General features: G+C 48.5%; 4 protein-coding genes and 1 pseudogene. All 5 read left to right on the top strand.

Translation table 11 applies throughout. From position 1 onward, the window contains the following. Positions 1-354 (top strand): annotated as a pseudogene (locus AC29Z1_RS04705) (hypothetical protein); the annotation flags it as partial. Then, positions 302-1,189, top strand: a complete 888-nt coding sequence (locus tag AC29Z1_RS04700; RefSeq protein ID WP_488270302.1) for an energy-coupling factor transporter transmembrane component T family protein — start codon at positions 302-304, stop codon at positions 1,187-1,189. The pseudogene AC29Z1_RS04705 and the gene AC29Z1_RS04700, both read left to right, overlap by 53 nt. Before the next feature lie 52 nt (positions 1,190-1,241). Further along, positions 1,242-2,612 carry an outer membrane protein assembly factor BamB family protein gene (locus tag AC29Z1_RS04695; RefSeq protein WP_488270301.1) on the top strand — a complete coding sequence of 457 codons (1,371 nt, stop codon included), beginning with the start codon at positions 1,242-1,244 and terminating at the stop codon, positions 2,610-2,612. A 58-nt stretch (positions 2,613-2,670) separates the two neighbouring features. Next, entirely contained in the window at positions 2,671-3,648 is a 978-nt protein-coding gene (locus AC29Z1_RS04690; RefSeq protein WP_488270300.1) for an ABC transporter substrate-binding protein, read from the top strand. A 29-nt stretch (positions 3,649-3,677) separates the two neighbouring features. After that, positions 3,678-3,924 (top strand): hypothetical protein (locus AC29Z1_RS04685; RefSeq protein ID WP_488270299.1); only part of this gene is annotated, 247 nt, incomplete at its 3' end.

The raw sequence follows: 3,924 nt of genomic DNA, 5'->3' as shown, positions 1-3,924 counted from the left end.
GATGAGCCGACAACCGGTCAGGATATTGGTCATATTGAGGATATTGTGTTGCTGCTCAAGGAATATACCCGTCAGGGCGGTAGTATCATTTTCTGCACCCATGATACTGAGGTCGCAGCCCGGTTTGCTGATCGCATTGTCGTCATGTGCCAGGGCAGAGTGGTGGCCGATGATGTACCGGCTGCTGTTTTTCAGGATCAGGCTATGCTTATGGCCAGCGGTCTTAAACCGCCTGCGGTGTTACTGACCGCCCAGGCCTTGTATGGTGGTATAGCGCTTACCGTTGAGGAGGTGGTAGGTTATGTACGACAGACATGTCTGGGAAGCTACGCCGGGGACAACCCTGCTTCATAAGGCCGATGTCCGTACCAAAATGGTGTTATTAATCCTGTTGGCAGCTGTGGTTCTGATTGTGGACAGTCCCCGGACGCTGTTTATACTATTTTGCTTGGCTCTGGGTCTGCATGTTGTTGCCCGGTCATCTCCTGACAGATGGCGTATTCTTATGATCTTTATTCTGCTTGGGGTTTGGGGCTCAATGACAAGTCAGGCGTTATTTTATAACCGAGAGCCGCGAACCATTATTGCTTGTCTGTTATCACCGACGACACCAGGTATTGGCGCATTGACCGGCGGGGTATATATCTACCGGGAAGGTCTGGAATACGGCGCTGTGCAGGCACTGCGTTCAGGCACGATGCTGACTTTAGGTCTCTTGCTTAACTGGACTTCAGATCCCCGGCAACTGCTGCGCAGCATGGTTTCATGGAAACTGCCTTATGAAATGGGCTTTATGTTGATAACTGGCCTTAGATTTTTGCCGGTCATCTTTCAAGAAACTGGTGTTGTACTGACAGCACAGCGTCTCAGGGGTTTTACCCCTTTTCGGACACTATCGCCCCGTCGTCTTATTCGGACGGCTTTTCAAACATTATTTCCCATTTTGGCGCGGACGTTGCGTCGGGCGGCGACTTTGGCTTCTTCTGTCGAAAGCCGTGGGTTTGGGCGGGAAACACCGCAGACGGCACTACCGGCATGGTCATACCCGGAAAGGCTTGTTTGTCATATCATGCTGCTGACTGTGTTGGGTCTTATCGTCCTTAAAGTCATAGACTCACTACAATATAATGGTTTCTTGTATGTACCAACTTGGCGATGGTTATATGACTTGATGAAAGTGTGGCTGTAGTTATATGCGAAAACTTATCACAACAGGGATTACCCTTTTATTCGTTTGTACTTTGGGTGTATTAGCGGCCCATGTTTTTGGCATCAACAGCCAAGTGAGCATCTCCAGTAACCAGAAGGGCACGCAGACAGGCGCTTATGGCAGAGTACTGGAAATCGTTTTAGGCCAGACGGAGGTATATACCTACCAACGCATGGGCTTTAACAGAGGCTTTGTCCGCTTTTCGCCTGATAGCCGATTCTTGGCAGTTGGCTCAGAAACCGGGGAGGTACTGCTTTACGATACCAAGGGAAGCCTTATTTGGCGTAAACATATGGGATTAGGTAAGCTGACGGCATTGGAATTTTCGCCAGACGGAGGTTCGGTGCTGGTTGGCGAAAGCAGCCAGCAGGGTTGTTTGATCTGTTTGAGTGTAAAAGACGGCAGTGAGCTATGGCGACAGGTCAGTGTACAGGAACTGGGTGTCAACATTAAAGAAAAAACCTATCCCGGTATGGTAGCCATCCGAACCGATGCCAGCGGTATGATTTACGCTGTTGCTCAGCGATATGTCAAACATTCTGATGGGCGCAGCGAGTATATTGGTCGGATTTATAAATTTACGGCTGCCGGAGAACGAGTGGGGATGTTCCCTAGTGACCACAATCTCGATTGCTGGGTTAACTGGATCAGTGTGGATGCAGCAGGGGAAAGGGTTGGCTTTGCTACCGCTAATTTTGATGTGGCGAACTACCAGTATGACAGACATATCTATTGTCTGAACGGTGAACTCAATACTGTATTGTGGAGTAATTATATAGATCTGGTTCCGCCATATCAAAATGTTACTATGCGCACAAGCCCTGAACTTAGCCCTGACGGGAAGTATGCATCGGCTATTGCCAGCGATGGGCGCTGTTTTCTGTTTGACGGCAAGGATGGACGGGAATTATGGCAGCGCAGTATCAGCAGCCCGCAGAAGATTGGCGGTGTCACGATTAATGCTAACGGCAGCAATAGTTTGATTATAGGGGAGTATGCCGTATATACAATAGGCAACACCTATAATAAGGCCAATTGGCAACTGCCAACTCCAGTGGAACACCCTAACTCCAACAGCCTGTTTGTGTTTGATTTACAGGGTAAACTGGTCAATAGCTATAAGCTTGGCGGTACCATTGAGGAAATGGCTGTCGGCAGCAAGCTGGCAGCCCTGGCGGTCGGCAGGAATGTCCGCTCAAAAGATCCGTCAGTGCATGGCCTGTATATTGTCACAATACCGGAAGCACGTTTGGTTGATTATGCTGCCACCAGCGGCGGACCATGTATTGCTGTCGCTATCAGCGCGGACGGACGGTATGTAGCCGGAATAGAGGCCCCTATTCGACTCGATGATGGTCAGGTTATCGGAGAATACAAGCTAACCTTATTGGCAAGACAATAAGGATATACGCATATTTGTATGTAACTGCAGCGGAATTTGATTCGATGGAGATGACGCCATGGGAACAAGTAGGCAATTGAGGCTGTTGATTATTTGTGTGCTTTTAGGACAGTTGCTAGTAACTGGTGGCTGTACCGGAAAAAACAGTGTAAGTCCGCCTTCAGGCAGGCTTACAGCTGACTTAAGCAGTTACGAAATTGTGGACAGTACTGGTTATGTTTTGAAACTGCCGCAAAGACCGCAGAAGATTGTATCGCTCTCTGTCAGTACTGATGAGATTCTTATGGCTCTGGTAGCAGCAGAGCGCATTGCCGCTCTCACGTATTTGGCAGATGACAGCGGTATTTCCAATATTGCAGAGCAGGCAAAAGCTATTCCCAAGAGGGTACGGGCCAATTCTGAAAGTATCATCGCACTCCAGCCAGACCTGGTGCTTATACCTGACTGGCAGCCGCAGGCATTCATTCAAACGCTCCGGGATTCCGGTGTTCCGGTATATGTTTATAAAAGCCCGACAAACATTGACGAGGTGAAAGACTCAATTATAGCCATCGCTCACGCGGTGGGCGAAATCGAGGCTGGTAAGCAATTGGTAGCCGAAATGGATAGACAATTGGCACGAATTAAGGAGAAAGTGCGGCAGATTCCAGTTGGCAGCCAGCAGGTGGTCATTCGGTATACCCTGTTAGGCGGCAGCGGTGGCAAAGGCAGTACGTTTGAAGATATTTGCCGTCACGCCGGAGTAGTTGACGGTGCGGCGGTGGCCGGACTGGGTATGAATGAGATAATGTCCAAAGAACAGATTATCGGCGTTAACCCAGATATTATCTTGTTGCCGCTTTGGGATTATACCGGTAAAACCGATATGAAGAAATTTGGTGAAGAAGTACAGCATGATCCGTCACTGCAAGCAGTTAAAGCCGTTCGGAGCAAACAGCTAATTGCTGTGCCTGACAGTTATTTGTCCAGCACATCACAGTATATTGTGCTGGGAGTACAAGCAGTAGCTAAAGCTGCGTATCCACAGTATTTTTAGATTAGAGAAACATTGGGGGAGGGATACTTATGGGCCGTATATTGTTTATGAGCAATATTGACCGTCAAGTTGTCATGATGGAAAAAGCCAGACAGCAATTGGTTGAGGAGGAGTATCTTTTTGAGGAAAGCAGTGTACTTTTTTTAAACGACAGTCTGGTGTGGGGCCCTGAGTGGCAAACAAGGCTTGCAAATAGTGACATGGTGCTGTTTTCCTGGATGGGAATGGGCCGGGATACGCGTTTTTTAAAAGAAGCGGTTGAGTTTTTGCGAATAC

It is taken from the genome of Sporomusa sp., from assembly GCF_057736855.1.
The sequence above is the reverse complement of the archived record's forward strand: the minus strand, read 5'-3'. Positions and strand labels throughout refer to the sequence as shown.